Here is a 25,440-nt window from a genome sequence, read left to right on the forward strand (position 1 = left end):
CGATAGGCGGCGGAACACCTAATAAGTACATATGACCCTCCGCCTCGCCACTCTCTCACTCCTGATCCTCTACCCCATTGCGTGGTTCGCCCCGCTGATGCGCGCGGGGCTGTTGCCGATTTTCGGCCTTAGCGAAATCAGCGTCATCACCGGGCTCCAGTCCTTGTGGAAATCCGACATCTTCCTCGCGCTGATCGTTACCGTCTTCGCCCTCTTCGCGCCCTACATCAAAACCATCGGCACCGCGCTGGTCCAATGGAACCTGCTCGACCCGCGCGTCCAGCCCGCGCTCAACATCCTCGGCAAGCTGGCGATGGCCGATATCTTCCTCATCGCGCTCTACATCACGCTGGCCAAGGGCATCTCATACGCCACCATCGAAACCGCATGGGGCCTCTACCTGTTCACCGGCTGCATCCTTGCTTCGTTGACCTTAGGTCATATTACAGAGATGACATTTGGATCACGAAAACCTCAGACCTAATTGATTGAAAACGCATTTCTGAGTATCTTTATGATATTTCGAGCAGCAACGTGTTTGTAGTTCACGGGTCCTGAGCGGACCAGATCGTGCTTGATTGTCGTCCGCTTCGGCCCGGTTTCACATCGGTTGAAGAAGGAGATCGACGATCATGGCCGCCCTCCATAGCCTGACTTTGCAATTTCAGAATGCCCTGTTGAAACTGACGTTCTTCCTGATCTGCGCCGCAGCATTATTCGCGGTCACAACAACTGTTCTATCTGCCTTCGGCATCCTGCCCTGGCTTTCGCTTCAGGCTGGCCTCAGCGGTGGTGCCACCATTGATGCCGGTCTTTATGTCCAGATCGGCCTTACCGTGCTGATCCTGATGCTGGCCTTTTACCTGCCCTCCAGCGCCCGCATGATGGCGCTGGAACGAACCCACCGAAACTTCTCGCTGAACATGCAGGACGTGGCCGGGGCGTATCAGCTCGCCCATGCCGCCGACCGCAGCGGTGCCTTTGCGCTGTCCTCGGAATTCGACGCGGTGAAAGAACGCATGGCCTTCCTGCGCGATCACCCCGATCTGCAGGGGCTCGAGCCGCAGGTGCTGGAACTGGCTGCTCAGATGAGCCAGATAAGCCAGGAACTGGCCGAGACCTACGGGGACGCCAAGGTCGAACGCGCCCGCGCCTTCCTGCGGCAGCGTCAGGAAGAGATCGAGCAATTCCAGCACCGCATCGAAGACGCCCAGACCATCCAGCACGAGCTGCGCCAATGGACCCGCGACATCGAGATCGAGGAATCCATCGCAAAATCGCAACTCGCGCGCCTCAGGGATGAACTGTTCGACCTTCTCCCCGAGCTTTCGGCGCAGTTGCAATCCCCCTCGGACGACAAAACACCCGCCAGCGTGGTGGCCATGACACCCCCTCGGGCAGCCGAATAGGCGCTTTCAGCGCCCGCCGCGGACGATGGCCCACAGGGCCTGAGGACGCGGTGCGCCCTCGGCGGAGAGGAAAGCCCGCGAGGGCTTGAAGAACCGCCCTTCCTCGGGCACCAAGGGCGGCATGGCAAAGACACCATCCTTCACCTGCTCCGCCTGCGGTGCCTCACATACAAGATGGTCGGGCCGCTGCGATGGCTGCGGCGAATGGAATACCATCATTCAGGAAGCACCCCTCTCGGCTGGGCCCGCCAAGAAATCGCTTGGCGGCAAACGCGGCCAGTCGATCGCGCTCACTGACCTGTCGACCGAAGAAACACCCCCTCCACGCACGCTCTGCGGCGTCGAAGAGCTTGACCGCGTTCTCGGCGGCGGCCTCGTCCCCGCCTCGGCCCTGCTGGTCGGCGGAGATCCCGGAATCGGCAAATCCACTCTACTGCTACAGGCCGCTGCGCGTTTTGCACGCAAGGGCGTAAAAACCATCTACGTCTCAGGCGAAGAAGCCAGCGCGCAGGTCAGAATGCGCGCGCGCCGGTTGGGTCTGGAAGAATCCCCGGTGCAACTGGCCGCCGAGACCAACCTGCGCGACATCCTCACCACGCTGGAAGCCGAAAAGCCCGGCCTCGCAATCATCGACTCGATTCAGACCATGTGGGCCGACAATGTCGACAGCGCACCGGGCTCGGTCAGTCAGGTCCGCGCCGCCGCGCATGAGCTGACGACATTTGCCAAACGCCACGGCGTGTCGATCATCATGGTCGGCCACGTCACCAAGGAAGGCCAGATCGCAGGCCCCCGGGTGGTCGAACACATGGTCGACACCGTGCTCTATTTCGAAGGCGAGCGCGGCCACCAGTTCCGTATCCTGCGCGCGGTCAAGAACCGCTTTGGCCCGGCAGATGAGATCGGCGTGTTTGAGATGACCGGCAAGGGCCTGGCGCAGGTCACCAACCCCTCGGCACTGTTCCTGTCGGAACGTGGCACGCCCAGCCCCGGTTCGGCCGTGTTCGCAGGAATCGAAGGCACGCGGCCCGTTCTGGTGGAATTGCAGGCACTTGTAGCCCCATCGCCCCATTCGCAGCCCCGCCGCACCGTGGTGGGCTGGGACAGCGGCAGGCTGGCGATGATCCTCGCGGTACTCGAGGCGCGCTGCGGCATCCCCTTTGCCGGGCTCGATGTCTATCTGAACGTCGCCGGCGGTCTGAAAGTCAGCGAACCCGCCGCCGATCTGGCCGTTGCCGCCGCGCTGCTGAGCGCCCGCGAAGACACAGCCCTGCCCGCAGATACCGTGGTTTTCGGAGAAATCTCGCTGTCCGGGGCACTTAGACCGGCCCCGCAGACCGAAAACAGGTTGAAAGAGGCGCAAAAACTTGGTTTCACGGCGGCAATTGCTCCGGCAGGTGGCAAAACCGGCACTGTGGCAGGTCTGACACTCACCCGATCCTCTGATTTGGTGGGGTTTGTTGGCGAAACCTTCGGAGCAGGTTAAGGTCGCGCCCCGAGGGGCAGAAAAACGAACAGGCGAGGGCCATGGAAGGTTTTACAATAATTGACGGGGTTGTGGCCCTGATCATCGTGCTGTCGGGCTTGCTGGCCTATTCGCGCGGTTTCATGCGCGAGGTTCTGGCCATCGCGGGCTGGGTCGCCGCCGCTGTGCTGGCATTCATCTTTGCGCCACAAGCCGTACCGCTGGTCAAAGAGGTCCCGGTGGTCGGAGAGTTCCTGCGCGACAGTTGCGAATTGTCGGTCATCACCGGCTTTGCGGCGGTTTTCGCCATTGCGCTGATCGTGGTCAGCATTTTCACCCCGCTGTTTTCATCGCTGGTGCAACGCTCGGCGATTGGCGGTCTTGATCAGGCGCTTGGCTTCTTCTTCGGCATCGCCCGCGGCATCCTGTTGGTGGCGATTGCGTTTTTTGTCTACGACACCGTGATGACCGGTCAGTCCTACACGATGGTTGACGAAAGCCGCTCGGCCAAAGTGTTCGAACAGTTCAGCGGCAAGATCGAAGAACAAAACCCCGAGGCCGCTCTGGGCTGGGTCACTGCCCAGTACGAACAGCTGGTCGCCAGCTGCACCGCGGACGGTTCTTCGGAAGGTTGAAATCAGCCAATCAGACCCTGATGAAAGCCCGGCCCCGACCGGGCTTTTTCATGTCTGGCACACCGGAATCAGAGGAACCCTTCGCCCCCGCAAATAGTACAGCGGATGGATTTCAGCCCGAAACAGCCATCGCAGCGGCTGGGAATGGGCTTACCAAACTGATCGCGGCTTTTGATCACTTCACCGGTGCCCTTGCAGATCTCGCAGGGCGCGCGCCCTGCCCCGCGGCAGCGATGGCACCGCCGCTTAACCGGTTCTTGTTTTGACCTGTTCTGCTTGTGTTGCCACATAGCTGTCTTCTACCCGATGCTTCCGAACTGCCTGCAAGGGCGTGTGTCGACATATGACAGCATAGGTCTGCGCAATTGTCACCTGAAACTCACGGTGCGGTGAAATCCCACCTGCGGCAAATCGCAGATGTGATCCTTTGATGACACACGCATCGTTTGGCAGTATGTGGAGGCCGAACCAAGATGGAATCGGAGCTGCCGATCTTGCTGTATCTGCTTTCTTTCGCACAGGCCGCCGTTGCGGCTGTGCCCGCTTTGCGCCCTTCTGGCCCGCATAATCCCGTTCAGATACCCAGCCGCAGCCGCCCCGACCTGACCGTCAGCCTGAACAAGTCATAGAAATTGGAGCCCGTTTATGTGTGGGATTTTGGGGATCGCAAGTCGGACACATGATGTCTTTGCGGAAATCTATGACGGGTTGCTGATGCTGCAGCACCGAGGTCAGGATGCCTCGGGGATCGTCACCTATAACGGCGAATTCTTCCGCGAGAAAAAGGCCAATGGTTTGGTCAAGGATGTGTTCAACGCCAATGACGCCGAAACCCTTCTGGGCAAGGTCGGCATGGGCCATGTCCGCTATCCCACCGCAGGATCGCTCAGCGCGGCCGAGGCGCAGCCCTTCTTCGTGAACGCCCCTTATGGCATCTATCTGGTCCATAACGGCAACATCACCAACACCGAAGAGCAGCGCGAAAAGGTCACCGCGAAATACAGCCGCCACCTGCGCACCACCTCCGACTCCGAGGTCCTGCTGAACGTGCTGGCCGACAAGGTGGCCGACGCGATCAAGGTGAACGGCAATGCCGATCCGATCCGCAACCTGTTCGCGGGCGTCAAGATGACCATGGAACGTATTCAGGGCGCCTATTCGGTGATCTGTCTGGTCGCCGGTGTCGGCATGCTGGCCTTCCGCGACCCCTATGGCATTCGCCCGCTGTCGGTTGCCAAACGTGCAGCGCAAGGCGAAGGTGACGATTATGCCTTTGCCTCCGAGGACGTGGCCTTTGGCATCAACGGCTTCGACAAGCTGCGCGATCTCAACCCTGGCGAGGCGATACTGATCGACCTTGACGGTAACATGCATGAATTCCAGGCCGTCGAAGGCAAGCTGACGCCGTGTATCTTCGAATATGTTTATCTCGCCCGTCCGGATTCGCTGCTGGATGGCGTGTCGGTCTACAAAACCCAGATGCGCATGGGACAGACGCTGGCAAAACAGATTGAGGATTCGGGACTTCAGATCGACCGGATCATCCCGGTCCCCGACAGCGCCCGGCCTGTGGCGCTAGAAGCGGCCAAGATCACCGGCATCCCCTATCGTGAAGGTCTGGTAAAGAACCGCTATGTCGGGCGCACCTTCATCATGCCCGGTCAGGCCGAGCGGCAGAAATCCGTCCGTCGCAAGCTGAACGCCGTTCCTCTGGAATTCGACGGCCATAACGTGCTGCTGATCGACGATTCGATCGTGCGCGGCAACACCATCAAGAAAATCGTGCAGATGTGCCGCGAGGCCGGTGCGAAAAAGGTCTATATCGCCAGTGCATCGCCACCGGTGAAGTATCCCAATGTCTATGGCATCGACATGCCCACCCGGCATGAACTGATTGCCCATGGCAAAGAGATCGAAGAAATCCGCAAGGAACTGGGTGCAGATGCCCTGTTCTATCAGCGGCTTGACGATCTGATCTGGGCGGCCAAGGAGGGCAACCCCGAGATCGAGGCGTTTGACTGTTCCTGCTTTGATGGCAATTACATTACCGGCGTCGATCAGGAGTATCTGGACAGCCTGGAGAACAGCAGCCGGGTCAGCAAAAAGCGCGAGGATATGCAGGTCGTCGGCAGTTCGTGGAACGCGGCGAAGCTGGCCTCGGGCTGAACGTTTCCGACAATCGATTCGGGATGCATTGACGTGGCTGGCCCCGCCATTGGTCAGCCGCGCCAATCGGTCAGAATCCGCCTACTGTTTTTTCTGATCGGGCAGTGACTTGCACAGGTGGAAACTTAAGCCGTCGCAGCACTCTTGCGTGTCTCTTCAGGTCGCCTACATGCCGTGATACCCGAACGCTTCAAACCACTCACAACACGGGGTTCGGGCACCAGACCCGACCGCAGATCATGCCAAACACAACGGTCAAAAGCGCAGCCACGCAGGTGGGTGCGCTCAAAAGAAATTCGGTTTCGGTGCTGGGGGTTTTTGGCCCCAAGGCCGAGCTGCAGGCGCTGGTCCGGATGTCCTCGGGACGGGTGAAAAAGGTGAAACCCGGCAGCCGCGTGGGTTCAGGCCATGTGCTGGCCATTGATGAACAGGGCATCGTGCTGCGACAAAGCGGCCAGAACCAGCGGATCGGCATTCCCGGCGGCTGATCCTGACTTGACGCTTTGCGCGCACGGGTTCAAACCCTCCCTCATGACCGATCAGAGCAAAATCGCCCTCGTCACCGGGGCCTCACGCGGGTTGGGCGCGGCATTGGCCGAAGCGCTGGCCCCAGAATACCACATCGTCGCCGTTGCCCGCACCACAGGCGGGCTGGAAGAACTGGACGACCGCATTCAGGCCAAGGGCGGCTCGGCCACATTGGCGCCGATGGACATTGCTGACCCGAATGCGATGGCAACACTGTGCCGGGGCATTCACGACCGCTGGGGCAAGGTTGATCTGTGGTTGCATACCGCCATCCACACCTCGGCCCTGACGCCCGCGCATTTTGTCGACCCCAAGGAATGGGCAAAGGCTGTCAACATCAACGCTACAGCCACCTCACTGCTGATCCCGTATGTGACGCCCTTGCTGGGGGATGCCGGTCATGCGGTATTCTTCGATGACCCCAAGGCGGGCGAGAAGTTCTATGGCATCTACGGCGCCACCAAAGCGGCACAGATGGCACTGGCGCGCAGTTGGGCGGCCGAGACCGAACGGACGGGGCCGCGCGTGTCGATTGTCGAGCCTGCGCCGATGCCCACAGCCGTTCGCGCCCGGTTCCACCCCGGCGAGGATCGGGATGCACTGACCAGCCCTGCAGATGAAGCGGCGCGAATACTGGCACAGCTGTAGCGGATGGCCCTGACGGGCCATGCCTCCGGCGGGGATATTTTGGCCAGATGAAGCGAGCGGATTACGCGATATGAACGCCGTTGCGCCCGGCGAGATCGACGAAGAATTGCCACGCGACGCGGCCCGAGCGTGAGCCGCGCGTGGCCTGCCATTCGATGGCTTCGGCGCGCAGGGTTTCCGGATCGACCTTGACGCCGTGAGCGGCGCAGTAGCGGTCGATCATCGCCAGATATTCATCCTGATCGCAGGGGTGGAAGCCGAGCCACAGGCCAAACCGGTCGGAGAGTGAAACCTTTTCCTCGACCGCCTCGGACGGGTTGATTGCGCTGGAGCGTTCGTTTTCGATCATGTCGCGCGGCATCAGATGGCGCCGGTTCGAGGTGGCGTAGAACACCACGTTTTCCGGGCGGCCTTCGATACCACCATCCAGCACCGCCTTGAGAGATTTATAGTGCTGGTCATCATGGCTGAACGACAGGTCATCGCAGAACAGGATGAACCGGTGCGGCGCTGACCTCAGGTGGTTCAGCAGGCGCGCGACCGAAGCCATATCCTCGCGCTGCAGTTCCACCAGTTTCAGGTCCGGGTGTTCGGCCTGCAGGGTGCCATGGACGGCTTTGACAAGGCTGGATTTCCCCATACCGCGCGCGCCCCACAAAAGCGCGTTGTTGGCCTTGTAACCAGCGGCAAAGCGGCGTGTGTTGTCCAACAGCGTGTCGCGGGATCGGTTGATCCCCACCAGCAAATCCAGATCGACCCGGTTGACCTGCGTGACGGGTTCAAGCCGGTCGGGTTCCACATGCCAGACGAAGGCCGGCGCGGCGTTGAAATCGGGCGCGGCCAGCGGTGCGGGCGCGATGCGCTCCAGCGCGTCGGCGATACGGTTCAGGGCTTGGTCGTCCATCGGCTCCTCCGGGGTGGTCCTGCGGCGTTCAACCATGTTCCGTTCGGCACAACAAGGGCCGCACATGAAAAAGGCGCGCCGAAACCGGGCGCGCCTTTTCCGTTGCTTGCTCAGATTACTTGGTCTCTTCGTAATCCTGCATCATGTCCGCATCCGCTTCGGCCTCTTCATCGTCATAATAGCCATCGGCGCGCAGCTGTTCTTCGCGTTTCTTCTCAACCCGGGCGACCAGGAAGATCGAAATCTCATAGAGACCGTAGACCACCACGAACAGGATGATCTGAGTGATCACATCCGGCGGTGTCACGATGGCGGCCAATACCAGAATGCCAACCACCGCGTATTTGCGCACCGCGCCCAGACCTTCGGCACTGACCAAACCCGCCTTGCCCATCAGGGTCAGCAAGACCGGCAGTTGAAAGCAGAGGCCAAAGGCCACGATGAACTTGATGGTCAGGTTCAGATATTCCTGCGCCGAGCCCTGGAACACCACACTCAGCGGGGCGGTGGCGCCTTCGGCGACAGCCTCTCCTTCGGCGCCGAACTGTTGGAACCCAAGGAAGAAATCATAGGCAAGTGGCGTGACGACATAAAACGCAAAGCTTGCGCCCAGCAGGAACATGAAGGGCGAGGCCAGCATGAACGGCAAAAACGCGTTTTTTTCCGATTTGTACAGGCCCGGCGCCACAAAGCGCCACATCTGCATCCCGATATAGGGAAAGGCCAGAATGAACCCGCCCAGCAGCGACACCTTGATGGCGACAAAGAACCCTTCCTGCGGCGAGATGAAGATCAGTCCGCAATCCTGCCCACGCTCGGTCAACACCTCGCACAAAGGCTGCGTGAGGAAGTTGAACAGCGGCGTGGCCACGGTGAAACAGATGATCATGCCGATCAGGAACGCCACAACGCAGTGGATCAGCCGTGTGCGCAGCTCGGCCAGATGCTCGATCAATGGGGCCGAGCTGTCCTCGATCTCGTCGGTCTTGGTCATGTCTTGCTTTCGGTTTTCAACGCGGCTTCGGCCTCTTCCGCCTTGGCCAGCGCATCTGCAGCCTCTTTGGCTTTGCGCTCCGCAGCCGCGCGGGCCGTTGTGGCCTGAATCTTCTTGGCTTGTTCGGCCCGCTCAGCAGCCAGCTTGCCCGTTTCACTGTCAGGGTCGAACTTGGTCGGATCGAGGGACTTGGCCACATCGCGCGCGGCCTCGTTGATGCCGTCCATCGCGCTGCCCACGGGGTTGGTTGCTGCCTTCAGGCCCTTCTTGATCTCGTTGACGCCAGCCTCATCCGCCGCCTCGTTCATCGCGGTGCTGAACTCGCGCGCCATGCCGCGCGCCTTGCCGACGAACCGTCCGACATTGCGAAACAGCACAGGCAGGTCCTTCGGCCCCACCACGATCAACGCGACGATGCCGATGACCAGAAGCTCGGTCCAGCCCAGATCAAACATCTAGGCTCAGACCTTGTCTTTGTCGGTCTCGGGGGTGACGTCTTTGGCCAGCTCGGACGCGTCCTGTTCCAGTTCCTCCGAGCCGTCCTTGACGCCTTTCTTGAACGCGGTGATGCCTTTGCCCACTTCACCCATCAACGAGCTGATCTTGCCGCGGCCAAACAGCACCAGAACCACAACGGCGATCAGCAGCAGGCCGGGAAGGCCGATATTGTTGAGCATGTCTTGTCTCCTTCTACGTCAGCGCAGTGCGCCGGAAATATGATCTGGCCCCGTGTCTACGCCTGCACGCGCGGCAGCAAAAGTGCGCCGGCCCCGATCTACGCGCAAATTTGAACAGATCGCGCATTTTTTGCGGGCTGGCTATTTCCTACTGACAGGTTTATGTCAGTTGGAAAGCCCTAGAAAGACGATATCGAAACCAGGTCAACGGAGAACCACATGACCCATGTCGCAGAAATCGTCACCTTTACCCTCACCGACGGCACCACGCCTGAGGAGTATGTGAAACTCAGCCAGGCGTCCGAGGCTTTCGTCCGCGCCGCCCCCGGCTTTGCCCACCGACAACTGAGCCAGGGCGATGACGGTCGCTGGACCGATTATGTCGTCTGGACAGACATGAAATCCGCACAGGACGCTGCGGCTGCCTTCATGCAGCAGGATTGCGCAGCCGCCATGATGGCGGTGATCGACCCAGACAGCGTCCAGATGCGCCATGAGAATGTGCTATGGAACATGACAGCCTAAGACCGGGCAAGGCAGTGTCAGATGCGCCGCACTGACCGCCTGTTCGACATCATCCAGATCCTGCGCGACGGCAAACTGCACCGCGCGCAGGATATCGCGGACCGGCTCGAAGTGTCGGTCCGCACGATCTATCGCGATATGGATACGCTGGTTGCCTCGGGCGTCCCGGTCGAGGGCGAACGCGGCGTGGGCTACATGGTGCGCGAGCAGATCACCCTGCCCCCGCTGAACCTGACACCGGCTGAGCTTGAGGCGCTGAACCTCGGCATGGCCATCGTGGCCGAAGCCGCCGACCCCGACCTCAAATCCGCCGCCGAGTCGCTGGCCGAAAAGATCGACGCCGTCCTGCCAACTCAGGTCATCGCCGAGGCAGATAGCTGGAAATTCGCCGTCTACCCCTTTGCCGATGCCGCGCGCGGGCTGGCCCATATGGCCCCGATCCGCGCCGCGATCAAATCACGCCAGAAACTGCACCTTAGCTATCGCCGCATCGACGGCACCCTGACCGACCGCACCATCCGCCCGCTACACATGGAATATTGGGGCCGCGTCTGGACCCTCACCGCATGGTGCGAGCTGCGCAACGGCTTCCGCGTCTTCCGCATCGACCTGATCGAATCCGTCACAGCCCTGCCCGAGCTTTTCACCGACGAACCCGGCAAACGACTCAGCGACTACGACCCTCACGGGTGATCCGCCCTTCATCTGGCCAAAAATATCCCCGCCGGAGGCATGGCCCGGAACGGGCCATTTCGGTCACTTCAGATAGGGCTCGGGATCGACCGACTCAAAGCCCTGACGCACCTCAAAATGCACATAGGCATTGTCACCCCCGCGCAGGGCGGCGATCTTCTGCCCCCGCCGGACCCGATCACCCTTCTTGACGGTGATGTTGTCGACATTGGCATAGACCGTCAGCAGGTCATTGTTGTGCTTGACCACAATGATCGGCACCTGATCCGCGTCTGCGGTGATAGCGGCCACCGTCCCGGCCTCGGCGGCTTGCACTGTGGTTCCCGGGGAGGCTGCGATATCAATGCCCTCGTTCTTGCCCTTGTCATAGGTTCGGATGATCGTCCCGCCGACCGGTGCAGCCAAAGCCGACGATCCCGAATTCGTGGGCGCCTCGGCAGTGACGTCCGGCGCTGGCGTGGCTGCAGCAATCTTTTCATCCGGCAAGGGTTGCGTCGCACTTGGCGGTGTCGGCGTCGGAGAGCCCTGACCCGGCTGTGTTACAGCCGTCGCCGTTGCCGCCGGAGCAGCGGCGCGCGGTGCGGACTGATCCTTGACCGGGATCAGCAGGTACTGATCTTCACGCACTGCGAAATCAGATCCCAGCCCGTTCCATTCGGCCAGCGATTCCACCGACACCTGATAGAGACGCGCGATGGTATACGCAGTCTCGCCACGCTTGACCTTGTGCCGGATCGGCTCGGGTCCGGCAGGCGCAGGTGCCGGTGCGGCCGACGCCGGGTTCAGAGCTGTGGTCTGAACCGTATCCGACTGCGGCGCTTCGTCAATCGCGGTTCCGGCGATCGAGGCAATATCGACATTGCTGGAACCACCGACCGAGCGCGGCAGGGCCAGAACCTCACCCTCACGCAGCGAGTCATTGGGTTGCAACCCGTTGAACCGGGCCAGTTCAGTGACCGGCATGCCAATGCGGCTGGCGACATCGCCCACCGTGTCGCCCCGGCGCGCAACGGCAACCTGATAGTTGGGATAGCTGATCACACCACGCGCATCCGGCGTGGGCCGATTGGTGGTCGCGGCCAGCGCCGCATCGGCGGTCGAAAACCCGCCGACATTGCCGCGCAGGTCATAGTCATATGGCCCCTCGCACCCGGCCAGAATAGCCAGGGCAGCCACACCCGTCGCACAGCGACGCATTGCTGATTTAGAAACTGCTCTCATTTTACTGTCCTCAACACCTGCCCCTGTTATTCGGGGTTCCAGCGCATAATTCTGAATATACCTTTAAACTCCGTCTTTTCCCAGCCCCTCCAGCAGGGGTACGAAACGAACGGGCAAGAGTTCGTCATAGTCCAGTCCGGTTTCGGTGCGGGTCACCCTGATCAGGGTCTGAACCGCATCCGACTGTCCCACCGGCAACACCATGATACCGCCGATTTTCAACTGCGCCAAGAGCGGCCCGGGCGGGTCCTCGGCGGCTGCGGTTACAATGATACGGTCAAACGGCGCCTGCTCGGACAGGCCAAACGATCCGTCCGACAACATCGCGGTCACGTTGGTCAGGCCAAGCTCACGGAACAGCTGCCCGGTTTCGCGCACCAACCGCTTGTGCCGCTCGACCGTGTAGACGCGGCGCGCCAGCTTGGACAGGATGGCCGCCTGATAACCCGACCCGGTCCCCACCTCCAGAACCGTATCCCGAGGGCTTACCTTCAACGCCTGCGTCATCAGCCCCACGACCGAAGGCTGGCTGATCGTCTGCCCGCAGGCAATCGGCAGCGGCGTATCCTCATAGGCGCGCTCGGCAAACAGGCCCTTGACGAACTGCCCCCGGTCCACCTGCTCCATCGCCGCCAGCACGCGCGCATCCGTCACCCCGCGCGAACGCAGGGCAAACAGGAACTGCATGATGGTTTCCGCGCTTGGTCCCGTCATTCGATGACCTTCAACGCCTCAAGCGTGTCATGCGCCGTCAAGTCGGCCCGCATCGGCGTGACCGAGATATACCCGCCCAGATTCACCGCCGCATCGGTGCCCGGTGCGGTTGGATTGTGCTGATACCCGCCCTTGATCCACAGGAACCGACGACCCGAGGGCGAGCTGTGCGGTTCGACCGAAAAATGGGTGTCGCGGCGAAAGCCCTGCGGGGCGACACGGGTGCCCAGAACCTCATCCGCCGGAACCGGCGGGAAGTTTACATTGTAAAACAGCCGGTAATCGCCCTGCTCTTTTGGCGTGGCCTCAAGAATGCGACGCACCAAATCGGCACCAAAGCGCCCCGCGCTTTCAAACGGATCATCCAGACCCAGGTTGCGTGGCCCAAAATACTGCGACAGCGCGATGGCGGGAACGCCTTGCAACGCGGCCTCCATCGCCCCGCCGATGGTTCCGGAATACAGGGTGTTCTCGGCCGAGTTGTTGCCCCGATTCACCCCCGACAACACCAGATCGGGAGGCGTGTCTTTCATCACATCATGAAGCCCCGCCAACACGCAATCCGCCGGAGAGCCCTCGGCCGCGAACCGGCGCTCATCCAGTTTGGCAAGCATCATCGGATGGGTGTAGCTGATGCAATGCCCGACGCCCGATTGCTCAAAGGCCGGGGCCACGATCCAGACCTCTCCGTCCGGTCCGGCCAGTTCTGCGGCAATCGCCTCCAGCACGATCAGGCCCGGCGCGTTGATGCCGTCATCGTTGGTCAGAAGAATGCGCATGCCCGTTCCACCCCTGCGTTTCGCCCTTGATAGACCCGCCCTCGGGCTGCGGCAAGCGACGGGCGTGCTCAATCTGCGGCATTCCAGCACCACTTGAGGGGAAATCGTTGTCCAAAGGCCTCAGGTCGGGAATACAAAGCACCTGTCGCGGCGAATGGTCAGCCACATGACCCGGCCCTCTTTCGGCACAAAGACATTCGGAACTGTCGCCTTGAGGATCGATCCGTCATGATCCATGCGAAACTCGACAAGGCTTTCATTGCCCAGAAACCGCGCCCGTTCGACCACGCCCCGCGCGGCGACGCCATCGGTGGGCGTTGGCACCGGGCCTTTGCCGTTGCGGTCGAAATCCAACTTCACGTGCTGGGGCCGGAACACGATCTCAACTGCGGTGCCATCCGGCACGCCCGGCGCCAGAAACCGGCCAAAGGGCGTTTGCGCCAGTGCTCCGTTAACCTCGGACTGCAATACGTTGATATCGCTGAAAAATGCCACCGCCGCCTTGTCTGCGGGACGGGTATAGACGTTATAGGGCGCACCCTGTTGCACGATCTTGCCGCGCCGCATCAGCGCGATTTCATCGGCCATCCGCATCGCCTCTTCCGGCTCATGCGTAACCAGCAGCACGGCGGCATCTTCTTCCTTGAGGATCGCCAGCGTCTCATCCCGAATGCCATCGCGCAGACGGTTGTCGAGGCCCGAGAACGGCTCGTCCATCAGCATGATGCGCGGACGCGGCGCCAGGGCCCGCGCCAGGGCCACCCGCTGCTGCTCACCGCCCGACAGCTGATGGGGGAAGCCGTCGATGAAGCGCATCAGATCGACCTTGGTCAGCAGTTCTTCAACCCGGACGCGTTTCTCGTCCTTGCTGCCCTTCAGGCCAAAGCCCACATTGTCGGCAACGCTCAGATGCGGAAACAGAGCAAAGTCCTGAAACATCAAGCCAATCTCGCGCCGCTCGGGTGGCACCCGGAACACCGTGTCGCAGATCAGCTTGCCATCCACGAAAATCTCACCCGAGGTCTGCATCTCGACCCCTGCGATCATCCGCAGCGTTGTCGACTTGCCGCAACCCGACGGCCCCAGAAGGCAGGTCACCTGCCCCGCCTGCACGGTCAGCGAGACATCGTCCACAACGGTCCGCCCGCCAAAGCGCGCCACCATATTGCGGATCTCCAGTCGCGGAGGAGCTGTATTCACTGTCACCGATGGACCCCGTAGCCTTATCCCGATCAAATCCATCGGGCTTAGGCGGGGATAACAACCCCGCCCCTCAGGCGCAAGTGATCAGCAGCACCCGGTAGAGGCTGCTTCGCCCTGAATCACAAACGGGCTGTCGCCGCCGCAGCCTTCGAAGATGCCGTAATGGGTCGAGAAATCACCGATGAACTGGAAATGCCGGGCAAACCGGGTGTCCTGCAGCATCATCCATGTATTGCCGCAGACAGGAAAGACCTTGCCGGTTTCAATGAAGTGGTGATCGTCCAGCGCAAATTCATGCGGTGCATGCGGGATGGTCCCCTTGTAGATCACCGCCTGACCATAATCCTCACAGGCCGGTTCCAGCGCCGGAAGCTTGAACAAACGATAAGTGGCCGAGATGAAGCTCAGCGGTGCAACACGTTGTTCCAGCAGCGGATTCTCGATGGTCAGCGGACGGTGCGTAACCCGGCGCGGGTCGCCAAACCCGGCATCGCGCGACATCGACAGGAAGTCATTCCAATACAGCGCGCCGGACAGGCATTCGCCATACAGCACCTCATCCTCGGCCATCGCCTTTGGCACGCGACGGTCGGCATAGACGTCCGAGAAATACATCTCGCCGCCTTCTTTCAGCAGCCGATGCGCACCGCGCAGAACCGCAGCTTTGTCGGTGGCCAGATTGATCACGCAGTTCGAGACGATGATATCGAACGAACCCGGCTCAAGGTCCAGCTCATCCAGCTTTTCGATATAACCGTGGTGGAATTCCACATTGCTGGCTGCATGGCCAAAGGCCTTGGCGTGATAATCCTGATGCGCACGGGCAACGTCCAACTGCTCGGGCGTCATATCCACCCCCACCACGCGGCCCGTTTCCCCCACCATTGCGGACAAGGCATAGACGTCACGGCCCGCACCACAGCCCAGATCCAGGATCGACATGCCTTCAAGATCCAGCGGCGCGATCAACCCGCAGCCATAGTAACGTGTCAGCACATCATCATGAATTTTCGACAGAATCTTCTTCACATGATCCGGCATGTCATCCGGCGTACAGCAGGCATTGGTCTGAAGATCGGCGCTGCCCTGCAGGACCTCACCATAGTAATTCTGCACAGCTTCATGCTTCATCCGAGCTTTCCTTCCGCGACTGTTTCGATTGCAGCTAGTGCAACCCGCAGTGCGGCGCAATCCGCCACCCCCTGTTCTGACGAAACCGTGAGAGAGCGTTTGTGTCCGGAGCGAAATCTAGCTGGATTCGCCCAGCAGATCGAAATCAACACCGGCGCGAATACGGCCGTTGACCTGAACTTCAAGCCTGTGCGCACCGGGGATCAGCGTGAAGGTTGTCGCGTTGGCCTTCAGTTTGTGACGCTTGCTCAATCGCAGGGCGTCCGCACCGATTTTGGTCTGCTTCAGCTTATGCACTTTGGCCGAAGTTGTGCCGCCAGGCCTTTGGAAATGAATGATATAATCAACCAACACAGGTTGGTCCCTGTTCCCGATAATCTCAACCGTGAATTCCAGCGCCTCACCGATACGGGCCGCACCGTCCAGCGTGATCTGGACATCCATCCGCGCCTCGGGATCAAACCCCAGCACTTTCATCGCCTCGGGATGCCCGGCTTTGACCAGCCCCCGCAACGCATGAGACGTCATCCACGTCAGTTCCTTGGGCTTTTGTGCCCCCGATTTGTCCCAATCCTGCAGGCGATCCAGAACGAGGTCGGGTGATTTCTTGGTGATGTCATTAAGGTGATTGGCCACCGAGCGCGTAACATAGCGCGTCAGGTCGCTGTGCAGCCGATCCAACAGCGGCAGCGAGTCAGTCAGAGCCAGACCCACCGCCTCCCCCCAAGGCAGCCTTGGCCGCGTGCCTTCGCTGACCAGCCTGCGCACGTGATAGCTGGAATGCCCGCACCAGTCCTGCATCCGCTCCATCACCCGATCCGGGTGACGGTTCAGAAACGGGCGGATCGCCCATTCCATCGAAAACCTCTGGGTCAGCTCCTCCAGCACATCCAGCGCCAGATCGGGATGATCCAGCCCGACCGAGACCACCCAGTCGCCAAGGGGCGCAAAGATGAAATCACCGAAATCGTCGTCCGTTCTGTCCGGGTCAAGCGGCGGCGGCAGCGCGCGCAGGATCACCGGCGCCACCTGCGGCAGCGCGCCTGGAACCGCCTGTTGCAGGCAATCTGCGATCCAGGCCATCCGCTCTTTCAATTCCAGTTCAGGCAGGCGCGACATCACCTGCGATTCGAATGCAGGGGCATCGAAGCTCGGTTCAACTTGTGAAAACAACCCGCTGAGATAGCGTGTCTTTTCCGCGTTGAACAGCTGATCTTTCAGTGAATACCCCTGCGCCATGCTTACATCGTCAGATTGGTGGCGCCGCCATCCAGCAGGATGTTCTGCCCGACGATGAACCCGGCATGTTGCGAGCACAAAAACGCGCAGGTGGCCCCGAATTCCTGCCGCTGGCCATAGCGGCGCACAGGTATAGTGGCCGCACGTTCAGCCCGCGCCTCATCAAGAGTAATGCCTTTCTGTGCGGAGACCCCACCATCCAGCGCATCTGCCCGGTCGGTGGCATGGATACCCGGCAACAGATTGTTGATCGTCACCCCGCTTGGCGCAACCTGTCGCGCAGTGCCCGCGACATAGCCGGTCAACCCGGTCCGCGCCGCGTTCGACAGACCCAATACGGCAATCGGCGCGCGCACGGATTGCGAGGTGATGTTCACCACTCGACCCCAGCCCTTATCCATCATTCCCGGCAGCAATGCCTTCATGAACGCAATCGGCGTCAGCATATTGGCATCCAGCGCCTTGATGAAATCGTCCCGCTCCCAGTCCAACCACATACCCGGAGGTGGACCGCCCGCATTTGTCACAAGGATATCAACACCCTGCGCGGCGTTAATCACCTGCTCCTGACCCTCGACCGAGGTCACGTCGCACGCAACTGTCTGCACATCGACGCCATGTTCGGCCCGCAGCCGTGTGGCTTCGGCCTCAAGCGCTTCAGTTCCGCGGGCGTTCATCACCAGATCAACGCCCGCCGCGGCCAGCGCTTCGGCGCAGCCCAGACCCAAGCCCTTGCTGCTGGCGCAGACCAGCGCCCGTTTTCCGCGTATTCCCAAATCCATCGGGTCCTCCCTGTCCGTCATTTCTGCCTGTCTAGCATCGGCAAGACAGGGAAGACCAGAAACGGATGTTTGATCAGTAGAAGAACTCTTCCCGAACGATCTTGCCGTCGGCCACGTGATAGACACCGACCTCTTTCATATCAAAGCTTTCGCCGGTTTCTTTCACCTTTCCCTGCACTTCAAAGATCACGGCAAAGCGATCTTCGCCATGCGGGTACGGTCCGCTGACCGACGCCCCCGATACTTCATGCGCGCTTTCCCACCAGTCATGCTTGCCCCGGATGGCCTCAACCCCGTGCGTCTCGCGCCCCATACCGGCAAAATCTTGGCCCTCGACCGAAACGGCATCCGGCGCATAGAGTTTTTCAAGGTTCTCCTTGGCCCGGTTCTCTCGACATCCGGCAACCAGTTCGTCTGCGATTTCTTTCAAATTCATTGGTCCACTCCACATTTTGTTCACTATATGTTCTTATTGCCATAGCGGACCGATTCGAACCAGTCCCTTTGTCTTGCCTCGGCAGGATTCCCCGCCTATACGCGCCTCTATGCTTGATACCTCGAACCAACCCTCCCTGCCGCCCGAGATCGCTCGTCGCCGGACATTCGCCATCATCTCGCACCCGGATGCGGGCAAGACGACGCTGACAGAGAAATTCCTGCTGTACGGCGGTGCCATTCAGATGGCCGGTCAGGTGCGCGCCAAGGGCGAGGCGCGGCGTACGCGGTCGGACTTCATGCAGATGGAGAAAGATCGGGGCATCTCAGTCTCGGCCTCGGCGATGTCGTTCGACTATGGGAACTTCCGGTTCAATCTGGTGGACACGCCCGGCCACTCGGATTTCTCCGAAGATACCTATCGCACGCTGACTGCCGTGGACGCGGCAGTGATGGTAATTGACGGCGCGAAAGGCGTGGAAAGTCAGACGCAGAAACTGTTCGAGGTCTGCCGCCTGCGCGATCTGCCTATCCTGACCTTCTGTAACAAGATGGACCGCGAAAGCCGCGATACGTTCGAGATCATCGACGAAATTCAGGAAATGCTGGCCATCGACGTAACCCCCGCCGCGTGGCCGATTGGCGTGGGTCGCGATTTCATCGGCTGCTATGACATGCTGCGCGACCGGCTGGAACTGATGGACCGCGCTGACCGCAACAAGGTGGCCGAAAGCATCCAGATCGACGGTCTGGACGACCCCAAGCTGGCCGAGCATGTGCCTGAACATCTGCTCGAGAAACTGCTGGAAGAGGTCGAGATGGCACGCGAGCTACTCCCGGCGCTCGACCCTCAGGCGGTGCTTGAAGGGCACATGACCCCGATCTGGTTCGGCTCAGCGATCAACTCGTTCGGTGTTAAGGAACTGATGGAAGGCATCGGCGCTTATGGCCCGCAGCCGCAGGTGCAATCGGCACAACCGCGTCAGATCGCGCCGGATGAAAAGAAAGTCGCAGGCTTTGTCTTCAAGGTGCAGGCCAACATGGACCCTAAGCACCGCGACCGGGTGGCCTTTGTGCGCATGGCCTCGGGCCATTTCAAACGCGGTATGAAGCTGACGCATGTGCGGTCGAAAAAGCCGATGGCAATCTCGAACCCCGTCCTGTTCCTTGCCTCTGACCGCGAACTTGCCGAAGAGGCCTGGGCGGGCGACATCATCGGCATCCCCAACCACGGCCAGTTGCGTATCGGCGACACGCTGACCGAGGGCGAGGCGCTGCGCGTGACCGGTATCCCCTCCTTCGCGCCGGAACTGCTGCAAACGGTTCGCGCAGGTGATCCGCTGAAAGCCAAGCATCTGGAAAAGGCGCTGATGCAGTTTGCCGAAGAAGGCGCGGCGAAAGTATTCAAACCCTCCATCGGCTCGGGCTTTATCGTCGGCGTCGTCGGCGCGCTGCAATTCGAGGTGCTCGCCAGCCGGATTGAGATGGAATACGGCTTGCCGGTGCGGTTCGAGGCGTCGCAGTTCACCTCGGCCCGCTGGGTCAGCGGCGACAAAGCCGAGGTCGAGAAATTCGTCAACGCCAACAAGCAGCACATCGCGCATGACCATGATGGCGACATCGTCTATCTGACGCGGCTGCAATGGGATATCGACCGGGTTGTGCGGGATTATCCGGCGCTGAACCTGACCGCGACCAAAGAAATGATGGTCTGATCGGCAAAGGATGGCCCGCCCATGACCAAAGGTCATCCAACCTGGGGCATCGTTTCGATGGTCCGTGGCGAGGCCCGGGATATCCTGCGCTTCGTCGCCCATCACCTCGATCTGGGCGCGGACCAGATGTATGTCTATCTGGACGAACCCAACCGCCGCGCCTTTCGCGCGCTGCGGCAGCATCCCAAGGTACGCGTGCGCATCTGCGATGACGCTTTTTGGGAAAAACGCAAGCGCAACCGCCCGGAAAAGCACCAGTTGCGCCAGACCGTCCACGCGACGTTTGTCTATCGCAACACCCATCTGGACTGGCTGGCCCATATCGATGTGGACGAGTTTTTGTGGCCCGCAAAGCCCATCACCGAACTGCTGTCGGAGATCCCGGCAGAGACCCCCGCCGTTCGAATGCGCCCGATCGAAGCGATTGCCGGGGACGAGGACCTCTTTAAGGCGCATATCCCCAGAGGCCCGAACCGCGAAGCATTGGTCGAAACCCTCTATCCCAACTACGGCGGATTTGTTCTGGGCGGGTTCCTCAGCCACACGCAAGGCAAGCTGTTCGTGCGCACGGGGATGGAGAACCTCAACTACCGCATTCACAACCTGTTCCAGAACAAAGTGCTTCTGCCGGTAAAAACGGAACTGCCGCAGATTGACCTGTGTCACCGCCATGCACCCAGTTGGGATCACTGGCAGGCGCATCTGCGCTTTCGGATGGATCGCGGGTCCTATCAGGCGGGCATGTCGCCGAATGTGCCCCGCGAACGCGGCGGGCTGAACATGCACGAACTTCTCAGCTGGATCGAGGCGGAACATGGCCCCGACGGGCTGCGTGCTTTTTATGATGAGATGAGCGCCGCTGATGAAGATGTGCGCACCCGGCTGGAAGATCACGAGCTGATCCGGCACAGGCCGCTGAATCTGGATCAGAAAGTGGCGAAACACTTCCCCGGAAGCATCTGAATTGTTGCGGTAAATCGCGCATTCGGCAAAGAAGCGGCAAGTTATGACCTCTTCATTTGACCCTGCCCCACGTTTTTGTTATGCCCCGCCTCAGCCGTTATGCGCACTGGGCGCATGGCCATCCGGGCCCGGCATTTTTCAGACGCGCGGGCCAGGTCAAGTGTCCGCATGAACCGGACATACATGACAAAGTTTAGCGAACTGAACCTGAACCCGAAGGTCCTCAAAGCCATTGAGGAAGCCGGATACGAAAACCCCACTCCGATCCAGGAAGGCGCGATTCCCCCTGCGCTGGAAGGGCGCGATGTTCTGGGCATTGCCCAGACCGGTACGGGTAAAACCGCCAGCTTCACTCTGCCGATGATCACCCTGCTGGCCCGTGGCCGCGCACGGGCGCGGATGCCGCGTTCGCTGGTGCTGTGCCCGACACGGGAGCTTGCGGCACAGGTGGCGGAAAACTTCGACACCTACGCCAAAAATGTAAAGCTGACCAAGGCGCTGCTGATCGGCGGCGTCAGCTTCAAGGAACAGGACGCCCTGATCGACCGGGGCGTCGACGTGCTGATCGCCACTCCGGGCCGCCTGCTGGACCATTTCGAGCGCGGCAAGCTTCTGCTGACCGGCGTGCAGATCATGGTGGTGGACGAAGCCGACCGGATGCTGGATATGGGCTTTATCCCCGACATCGAACGCATCTTCTCGCTGACGCCGTTCACACGTCAGACGCTGTTCTTCTCGGCCACCATGGCTTCGGAAATCGAACGCATCACCGACACGTTCCTGTCCGCCCCGGCCCGGATCGAGGTTGCCCGTCAGGCCACCGCATCCGAGACCATCGAACAGGGCGTGGTCATGTTCAAAGGCGGTCGACGCGACCGCGAGGCCAGCAATAAACGCAAGGTCCTGCGCGCGCTGATCGACGCCGAAGGCGACAAGTGCACCAACGCCATCATCTTCTGCAACCGCAAGACAGATGTGGATATCTGCGCCAAGTCGCTGAAGAAATACGGCTACAATGCCGCCGCCATCCATGGCGATCTGGACCAGTCGCAGCGGATGAAAACGCTGGATGGGTTCCGCGATGGATCTTTGCGTCTGCTGGTGGCCTCGGACGTGGCCGCGCGGGGGCTGGATATCCCGTCGGTCAGCCACGTGTTCAACTTCGACGTTCCCGGCCATGCCGAGGACTATGTGCACCGCATCGGCCGTACCGGCCGCGCCGGGCGCGAGGGCAAGGCCGTCACGATCTGTTCGGGCCGCGACGAAAAGGCTCTGGATGCGATCGAAAAGCTGATCCAGAAGGACATTCCGCGCCTCGACAACCCAGTCAAGGAAGAACCGAAGGCTGAAAAGCCCAAGCCCGAAAAGAAAACCAAACCCGCCGAAAGCAAGAAAAGCGAAGGCAAGAAGGATCGTGAGCCCAGAGGCCGTGGTCGTGGCCGTCGCGAAGACAGCGGCCCGGCGGTTGTGGGTATGGGCGACCACCTGCCCAGCTTCATCGCGCTCAGCTTTGAAGAACGGCGCGCAGGCACCTCGGCCCTGGCGGACGCAGACGCGTCCTAAATCGCCAGCACCAGCGCCAGTATCGACAGACCCAGCAAGGCCATCCCGGCGATCTCGCGCCGGGTGATGCTCTCGCGGAAGAACAGCAGCGAAGCAAACAGGCTGAGGATCAGTTCCACCTGTCCCAGCGCCTTCACATAGGCTGCGTTCTGCAGCGTGAAGGCGAAGAACCAGCAGAACGATCCGCTGAGGCTGGTGAGCCCGACAAAGACACCAGTGCTCCGTGTCTGCCACACCGCCTGCAACTCGGCCCGGTCGCGCCACAGCAGCCACAGGCCCATGCTGACGAACTGGAAGCTCACCACCACGGCCAGCGTCACCAGCGCCCGGAACCACGCGTCGATATCGCCCAGCTCCAAAGAGGCACCGCGATAAGTGACCGAGGAAAAGGCAAACAGCACCCCGGACCCCAGCCCAAGACGCGAGGCCTTGTTGGTCAGATTATGCCACCAGGCCCCATCGCCACCGGGGGTTTTCGACAGCAACAGCACCGCCATCAGCCCCAGCAGAATGGCCCCCAACGCACCGGTCGAGACCTGATCCCCGAGGATGAGGAAACCCACGATAGCGGTCTGAATAACCTCAGTTTTCTTGAAAGTGATCCCGACTGCAAAGTTGCGCTGCTTGAACAGGGCCACCACACAGATCGTCGCCAGAATCTGCGATGTCCCGCCAATCACCGCAAACACCCAGAACCGCGCTGTCAGCAACGGCAGCTCAAACCCGGTCACCTGCAGCGCGATGAACAGGCCCAGCAGTGCCAGCGGCATGGAATAGGCGAACCGCGCAAATGTTGCACCTGCAGCCGACAGTTTCACGCTGCTCAGCGATTTCTGCAGCATGAACCGCACGGTCTGAAACGTGGCGGCGGCGATGGTGACGGGAATCCATAAGCTCATGGCTTCCCTTCTGTCCTCAAATCAGGGCTTTGGCCAGAGCGGATGCGCTACCGGGTCCTTGGCGCGCCAGAAATAAGCCCGGAAGATGTCGGCGTAAGAGCGGTAGACATAAGCCTCGTTGCAGGCCAGATAGCGTTCTTTCCCGGCGCGATAGAGCGCGGGCAGACGGTACCACGGGGCCGCTGGATTCATGTGATGAACGACATGCAGATTGTTGTTCAGAAACAGAAAAGCCAGCAGGCCACGGTCTTCGACGATAACGGTTCGCGCACGGGACTTTTCATGTGCGCGATGTTCCAGAAAGGTGCGGATCTTAACCAGCCCCAACCCGATATAGGCCGACAAAACGAAGGCCCAGACCGGCATTGGTGACAGGGAGACAATCCAAAGAACCACGGCCATTCCGGGCAAATGCAAGGCCCAGGCTAGCAAGATATCCCGATTCCCGCGCCGCGCGCCGCGCCATTCATCCCTCAGAAACGCCGCCTGCCCGATCGCAGGCCCCAGAACCATGCGGCCCAGCAGAGTGTTGTTGATCATATACAACCGCCGTTGCCACCCGGACAGCGCAGCCCAGACCTGCGGGTCGAGATAGTTGGTTTCCGGGTCGTCATATGGATCGGTCAGGTTGGCATCGCAATGATGGGCCAGATGCAAATCCCGGAACCGGTTGAACGGGATGAACAGCGTCAGGGGCAGCGCCATCAGCGCTTCATTCAACCACTTTTGCCGGAACGGATGCCCGTGCAACGCCTCATGCGTCAGCGACGAGTGCAGCGCCGCGATCAACCCCATCGCTGGAACGGCCAGCCACAAGGTTACGCCCGCCAGCCAGAACACGGTGCCCAGCCATACAAGGTAACATCCCACGATCAGGCCAAAAGTAACCCATTCAGGCGATTTCGGTGTCGTGGGTTCAGCCATTGCGACCCCACGCGATACCGGCCCAGATGCGCTCGTAAATAGCATAGAGGGTCAGGCCAATCGCCGTATTGACCAGCGCCAGCACCCCGCCCACTGCGGCTGATCCCGTCGCGATCAGGCCCACCAGCGTCATCACCGCCAGCCCCATCGCATTCCACACCACAGCCTTCACGACCGATCTTCGTCGCGTCTCCATTCCGGACCCCATGTATTGTTTTTGTCATTTCAGCGTTACAGACAGGGCCATGGTTCGGGAATTCTGAATATGATTAACAACTTTCAACATCTGTGATAATTTACACCACATGACGGATAATATCGACAAACGCGACCGCGCGGCGCAGTTTCGCCAACGTCTTGCCCGCGCCATGCAGGATCGGGATATCAGCCAAAGTGCCCTTGCCCGCAATATCGGCGTGGACCGCTCGACCATTTCGCAACTGCTGACCGGAGCTGGCGCGCGCCTGCCCAACGCGCATGTGGTGGGCAGTTGCGCCTCGGCGCTTGGTGTCTCGGTGGACTGGTTGCTGGGCCTCTCTGACCGTCCCGAAAGCGCGGCTGAACTGCTCGCCAGCTCCCTGACGTTGACCGAAGCCGCACGAGCGCTGGTCGATGAGCGTATCTTCGAATGGCATCAGGAGGCCGCGGGCTACAAAATCCGCTATGTCCCGGCCACCCTGCCCGACATGCTGAAGACCCGCGCCGTGCTGGAATGGGAATACGCCCCGCATCTGGGCCGCACCGCAGATCAGGCGATTGGCGCGTCCGAGGATCGCCTTTCATGGATGCGCAGCGCGCAATCGGATTATGAGATCGCAATGCCGCTCTATGAATTGGAGAGCTTTGCGCAGGCGACCGGTTACTACGAGGGGCTGCCGTTGCAGGCACGACTGGACCAGATCGACCATCTGCTGGCGCTTTGCGAACAGCTCTATCCCCGGCTGCGTATCTATCTGTTTGATGCCAAGCGGCTCTATTCCGCGCCGGTCACGATATTCGGCCCCTTGCTCTGCGTATTCTATGCGGGCAGCCACTATATGGCCTTCCGCGACCGCGACCGGATCGAGGTGTTTACCCGCCATTTCGACCGTTTGGTGCGCGAGGCAGACATGACCGCCCGTGAAATCCCCTGTTATCTGAACCAGTTACGGGCCGAAATCACCCGGACATGACCTGAGCCGTAACCTGTAGTATAGTCGTTTGGCGCGAACCATCAGACATTCCGATC

The 25,440-nt window shown here is 60.6% G+C and carries 29 protein-coding genes; 14 read left to right on the forward strand and 15 right to left on the reverse strand.

The genetic code is table 11. The features are described from left to right. Window positions 1-31: 31 nt before the first annotated feature. From ACR0K9_RS12830 to ACR0K9_RS12865, 8 genes are all read left to right on the forward strand, one after another. Window positions 32-484 carry a paraquat-inducible protein A gene (locus ACR0K9_RS12830; RefSeq protein ID WP_039970830.1) on the forward strand — a complete coding sequence of 151 codons (453 nt, stop codon included), beginning with the start codon at window positions 32-34 and terminating at the stop codon, window positions 482-484. A 148-nt stretch (window positions 485-632) separates the two neighbouring features. Further along, window positions 633-1,409, forward strand: a complete 777-nt coding sequence (locus tag ACR0K9_RS12835) for a DNA repair protein (protein ID WP_480823725.1) — start codon at window positions 633-635, stop codon at window positions 1,407-1,409. Between the two features lie 121 nt (window positions 1,410-1,530). After that, window positions 1,531-2,895, forward strand: a complete 1,365-nt coding sequence (gene radA, locus ACR0K9_RS12840; protein WP_480823862.1) for a DNA repair protein RadA — start codon at window positions 1,531-1,533, stop codon at window positions 2,893-2,895. A 41-nt stretch (window positions 2,896-2,936) separates the two neighbouring features. Continuing rightward, window positions 2,937-3,509, forward strand: a complete 573-nt coding sequence (locus tag ACR0K9_RS12845; protein WP_480532085.1) for a CvpA family protein — start codon at window positions 2,937-2,939, stop codon at window positions 3,507-3,509. 473 nt (window positions 3,510-3,982) lie between these two features. Then, window positions 3,983-4,138 (forward strand): hypothetical protein, encoded by a 156-nt coding sequence (locus ACR0K9_RS12850; RefSeq protein WP_480532083.1) that lies wholly within the window; start codon window positions 3,983-3,985, stop codon window positions 4,136-4,138. 16 nt (window positions 4,139-4,154) lie between these two features. Continuing rightward, window positions 4,155-5,675 (forward strand): amidophosphoribosyltransferase, encoded by a 1,521-nt coding sequence (gene purF / locus ACR0K9_RS12855; RefSeq protein WP_480532081.1) that lies wholly within the window; start codon window positions 4,155-4,157, stop codon window positions 5,673-5,675. Between the two features lie 239 nt (window positions 5,676-5,914). After that, window positions 5,915-6,163, forward strand: a complete 249-nt coding sequence (locus tag ACR0K9_RS12860; RefSeq protein ID WP_480823727.1) for a hypothetical protein — start codon at window positions 5,915-5,917, stop codon at window positions 6,161-6,163. Between the two features lie 43 nt (window positions 6,164-6,206). Continuing rightward, window positions 6,207-6,851, forward strand: a complete 645-nt coding sequence (locus ACR0K9_RS12865; protein WP_480823729.1) for an SDR family NAD(P)-dependent oxidoreductase — start codon at window positions 6,207-6,209, stop codon at window positions 6,849-6,851. A gap of 61 nt (window positions 6,852-6,912) precedes the next feature. Here ACR0K9_RS12865 and ACR0K9_RS12870 read toward each other — a convergent pair whose 3' ends face one another. The 4 genes from ACR0K9_RS12870 to ACR0K9_RS12885 all read right to left on the reverse strand — a co-directional run bounded on the left by ACR0K9_RS12870 (window position 6,913) and on the right by ACR0K9_RS12885 (window position 9,426). Beyond that, window positions 6,913-7,755 (reverse strand): ATP-binding protein, encoded by an 843-nt coding sequence (locus ACR0K9_RS12870; RefSeq protein ID WP_480823731.1) that lies wholly within the window; start codon window positions 7,753-7,755, stop codon window positions 6,913-6,915. Window positions 7,756-7,870: 115 nt separating this feature from the next. Further along, complete coding sequence (tatC, locus tag ACR0K9_RS12875; protein WP_480532076.1) at window positions 7,871-8,749, reverse strand: twin-arginine translocase subunit TatC; 879 nt, start codon at window positions 8,747-8,749, stop codon at window positions 7,871-7,873. Continuing rightward, window positions 8,746-9,204 carry a Sec-independent protein translocase protein TatB gene (gene tatB / locus ACR0K9_RS12880; protein WP_480532074.1) on the reverse strand — a complete coding sequence of 153 codons (459 nt, stop codon included), beginning with the start codon at window positions 9,202-9,204 and terminating at the stop codon, window positions 8,746-8,748. The genes tatC and tatB overlap by 4 nt, the downstream gene beginning before the upstream one ends. A gap of 6 nt (window positions 9,205-9,210) precedes the next feature. Next, window positions 9,211-9,426 (reverse strand): twin-arginine translocase TatA/TatE family subunit, encoded by a 216-nt coding sequence (locus tag ACR0K9_RS12885; protein WP_008758019.1) that lies wholly within the window; start codon window positions 9,424-9,426, stop codon window positions 9,211-9,213. A gap of 219 nt (window positions 9,427-9,645) precedes the next feature. Here ACR0K9_RS12885 and ACR0K9_RS12890 point away from each other — a divergent pair, with 219 nt between their 5' ends. Together ACR0K9_RS12890 and ACR0K9_RS12895 are read left to right on the forward strand one after the other, a co-directional pair. Next, the gene (locus ACR0K9_RS12890) at window positions 9,646-9,951 is read left to right on the forward strand and encodes a hypothetical protein (protein WP_480823733.1); all 306 of its coding nucleotides are present in this window, start codon (window positions 9,646-9,648) and stop codon (window positions 9,949-9,951) included. A 21-nt stretch (window positions 9,952-9,972) separates the two neighbouring features. Beyond that, window positions 9,973-10,644 carry a helix-turn-helix transcriptional regulator gene (locus ACR0K9_RS12895; RefSeq protein WP_480823735.1) on the forward strand — a complete coding sequence of 224 codons (672 nt, stop codon included), beginning with the start codon at window positions 9,973-9,975 and terminating at the stop codon, window positions 10,642-10,644. Window positions 10,645-10,707: 63 nt separating this feature from the next. On the opposite strand, the gene ACR0K9_RS12900 is transcribed toward ACR0K9_RS12895, so the two are convergent. The 8 genes from ACR0K9_RS12900 to ACR0K9_RS12935 all read right to left on the reverse strand — a co-directional run bounded on the left by ACR0K9_RS12900 (window position 10,708) and on the right by ACR0K9_RS12935 (window position 18,149). Next, window positions 10,708-11,865: a LysM peptidoglycan-binding domain-containing protein gene (locus ACR0K9_RS12900; RefSeq protein WP_480823737.1), complete on the reverse strand. Its 1,158-nt coding sequence runs from the start codon at window positions 11,863-11,865 to the stop codon at window positions 10,708-10,710. A gap of 63 nt (window positions 11,866-11,928) precedes the next feature. Next, window positions 11,929-12,579, reverse strand: coding sequence for a protein-L-isoaspartate(D-aspartate) O-methyltransferase (locus tag ACR0K9_RS12905; RefSeq protein ID WP_480532066.1), 651 nt, complete (start codon window positions 12,577-12,579; stop codon window positions 11,929-11,931). Beyond that, complete coding sequence (gene surE / locus ACR0K9_RS12910) at window positions 12,576-13,358, reverse strand: 5'/3'-nucleotidase SurE (protein ID WP_480823739.1); 783 nt, start codon at window positions 13,356-13,358, stop codon at window positions 12,576-12,578. Before surE ends, ACR0K9_RS12905 begins: the two co-directional genes overlap by 4 nt. Before the next feature lie 120 nt (window positions 13,359-13,478). After that, window positions 13,479-14,522 carry an ABC transporter ATP-binding protein gene (locus tag ACR0K9_RS12915; RefSeq protein WP_480532355.1) on the reverse strand — a complete coding sequence of 348 codons (1,044 nt, stop codon included), beginning with the start codon at window positions 14,520-14,522 and terminating at the stop codon, window positions 13,479-13,481. 123 nt (window positions 14,523-14,645) lie between these two features. Next, window positions 14,646-15,692 carry a methyltransferase domain-containing protein gene (locus tag ACR0K9_RS12920; protein ID WP_480823741.1) on the reverse strand — a complete coding sequence of 349 codons (1,047 nt, stop codon included), beginning with the start codon at window positions 15,690-15,692 and terminating at the stop codon, window positions 14,646-14,648. 117 nt (window positions 15,693-15,809) lie between these two features. Continuing rightward, window positions 15,810-16,931, reverse strand: coding sequence for a hypothetical protein (locus ACR0K9_RS12925; RefSeq protein WP_480823743.1), 1,122 nt, complete (start codon window positions 16,929-16,931; stop codon window positions 15,810-15,812). 2 nt (window positions 16,932-16,933) lie between these two features. Beyond that, window positions 16,934-17,713 (reverse strand): SDR family oxidoreductase, encoded by a 780-nt coding sequence (locus ACR0K9_RS12930; protein WP_480823745.1) that lies wholly within the window; start codon window positions 17,711-17,713, stop codon window positions 16,934-16,936. A 73-nt stretch (window positions 17,714-17,786) separates the two neighbouring features. Continuing rightward, window positions 17,787-18,149, reverse strand: a complete 363-nt coding sequence (locus tag ACR0K9_RS12935) for a SnoaL-like domain-containing protein (protein WP_480823747.1) — start codon at window positions 18,147-18,149, stop codon at window positions 17,787-17,789. A gap of 109 nt (window positions 18,150-18,258) precedes the next feature. Between ACR0K9_RS12935 and ACR0K9_RS12940 the strand changes: the two genes are divergently transcribed. From ACR0K9_RS12940 to ACR0K9_RS12950, 3 genes are all read left to right on the forward strand, one after another. Next, window positions 18,259-19,863: a peptide chain release factor 3 gene (locus ACR0K9_RS12940; RefSeq protein ID WP_480823749.1), complete on the forward strand. Its 1,605-nt coding sequence runs from the start codon at window positions 18,259-18,261 to the stop codon at window positions 19,861-19,863. 21 nt (window positions 19,864-19,884) lie between these two features. Next, complete coding sequence (locus tag ACR0K9_RS12945) at window positions 19,885-20,826, forward strand: glycosyltransferase family 2 protein (RefSeq protein WP_480823751.1); 942 nt, start codon at window positions 19,885-19,887, stop codon at window positions 20,824-20,826. Between the two features lie 183 nt (window positions 20,827-21,009). Then, window positions 21,010-22,389 (forward strand): DEAD/DEAH box helicase, encoded by a 1,380-nt coding sequence (locus ACR0K9_RS12950; protein ID WP_480823753.1) that lies wholly within the window; start codon window positions 21,010-21,012, stop codon window positions 22,387-22,389. Here ACR0K9_RS12950 and ACR0K9_RS12955 read toward each other — a convergent pair. Genes ACR0K9_RS12955 through ACR0K9_RS12965 form a run of 3 tightly spaced genes read right to left on the reverse strand, consistent with a single transcriptional unit; the run spans window position 22,386 to window position 24,408 of the window. Then, the gene (locus ACR0K9_RS12955; protein WP_480823755.1) at window positions 22,386-23,288 is read right to left on the reverse strand and encodes an EamA family transporter; all 903 of its coding nucleotides are present in this window, start codon (window positions 23,286-23,288) and stop codon (window positions 22,386-22,388) included. The two genes, ACR0K9_RS12950 and ACR0K9_RS12955, sit on opposite strands and share 4 nt — an antisense overlap. A 21-nt stretch (window positions 23,289-23,309) precedes the next feature. Beyond that, window positions 23,310-24,212 carry a fatty acid desaturase gene (locus ACR0K9_RS12960; RefSeq protein ID WP_480823757.1) on the reverse strand — a complete coding sequence of 301 codons (903 nt, stop codon included), beginning with the start codon at window positions 24,210-24,212 and terminating at the stop codon, window positions 23,310-23,312. Next, the gene (locus tag ACR0K9_RS12965) at window positions 24,205-24,408 is read right to left on the reverse strand and encodes a DUF2061 domain-containing protein (RefSeq protein WP_480823759.1); all 204 of its coding nucleotides are present in this window, start codon (window positions 24,406-24,408) and stop codon (window positions 24,205-24,207) included. The genes ACR0K9_RS12960 and ACR0K9_RS12965 overlap by 8 nt, the downstream gene beginning before the upstream one ends. 109 nt (window positions 24,409-24,517) lie before the next feature. Between ACR0K9_RS12965 and ACR0K9_RS12970 the strand changes: the two genes are divergently transcribed. After that, window positions 24,518-25,384, forward strand: a complete 867-nt coding sequence (locus ACR0K9_RS12970) for a helix-turn-helix domain-containing protein (RefSeq protein WP_480823761.1) — start codon at window positions 24,518-24,520, stop codon at window positions 25,382-25,384. Window positions 25,385-25,440: the final 56 nt, after the last annotated feature.

Source organism: Ruegeria sp. L12 (assembly GCF_056531745.1).